Origin of the sequence: Mycobacterium scrofulaceum (assembly GCF_002086735.1) — a bacterium.
In the GTDB taxonomy this organism is placed as follows: Bacteria; Actinomycetota; Actinomycetes; order Mycobacteriales; family Mycobacteriaceae; genus Mycobacterium; species Mycobacterium scrofulaceum.
Genome location: NZ_MVIJ01000142.1, coordinates 1 through 1,230, shown reverse-complemented (window position 1 = coordinate 1,230; position 1,230 = coordinate 1). Strand labels below are relative to the sequence as shown.

The 1,230-nt window shown below is 73.0% G+C and carries 1 pseudogene; it reads right to left on the bottom strand.

From position 1 onward, the window contains the following. Window positions 1-1,230, bottom strand: a pseudogene (locus BST44_RS29145) (MobF family relaxase); the annotation flags it as partial.

Below are 1,230 nucleotides of genomic sequence, written 5' to 3'. Positions count from 1 at the left end.
GTGGCGGCGTGGTGGGTGAGCAGTTCGACGCGGTAGGTGAGCAGGCGGGCGTATTCGTCGGGGCGGATGGTCTGGGTGGCCGAGATGTCGTGCAGGTGTTCGGCGGCGGCGGCGAGCAGATCGTGTGGGGGCCAGCTCGCGGCGGTGACCGCGGCGACCAGGCCGGGCCAGGCGGGGTCGGTGATGATGGCTTCGGCGATGCGGGTTCCGAATAGGTGGTGCAGCTCGGCGGTCCAGGGGGGCCGCAGTTTGGTGTCGGTGCCTTCCAGTGAGGGGGGTGCGAGGGTGCCGGCCAGGCGCCACCACAGGGCGGCGGCGGGCATGTCTGCGGGCAGGGGCCCGTGTTGGGTGGCGGCGTCGTGGAGGAGGGCGGAGACGTCGGCGCCGGCGCGGGCGGCGCCCTCAAGGTGGGTGGCCAGCCGCGGCCAGTAGGGGTCGTCGGTGAGGTGGGGGTTGATGGTGTCGGCCAGTTGGCGCCAGCGGGCGGTGTCGGCGCCGGCGCGGGTCAGGGCGGCGTCGAGGCGCGAGTGGATGACTTGTTGGATGATCGCGGAGCGGTTGGCGTGCTGTTCGGGGCCGGTGATGCGGGTGTCGGCGGGATCGACGTGGTGGGCGGCGCGAAAGACCGCGATTTCGGCCAGCAGGTTGCGGTTGCCGTCGAGCAGGGGCCGCGCCCAGGCGGGTGCGGTGGTGGCATCCCAGGCGCGGGCGGTGCCGCGGATGTGATCGGCGAGCTCTCGCACGAGGTCAGCGCGGGCGTGTAGGTAGGTCGCCCATGTTGGGTCGGTCGTGATGACGTCGGGGATGGCGGGCAGCCAGTGCAGCGGTCCACGGTCTGCCGCGTCGACGCCGGTGGGGGCTGGCAGACGCCAGTCCAGGACGGCGGCCGGGTCATGTGCGTCGCCCAGCGGGGTGGCCGCGGCGTCGTGGAGTGCGTCGATGGGGTCGTGTCCTTCGATGGCCAACAGGGCCAGGTGGCGGCGCAGCACGGGCCAGGCTTGGGCGTCGGTGAGGTGGTGGCCCAGGTGTGCGGCGGCAGTGTCGATGCGGGCCATGACGTCGGGGCCGGCGTTTTGTTCGGCGGCGGCGGTCAGCGCGTCGGAATACATGTCGGCGGCCAGGTGCAGCCGGTTGAAGGGGTCGGTTTCGGCGGCGGCGAGGGTGTGGGCGGATTGTTGGGCGCCGTCGCGGCCCAGGATGGTGGTCAGGATGTCCACGGCGGTGGGGGGG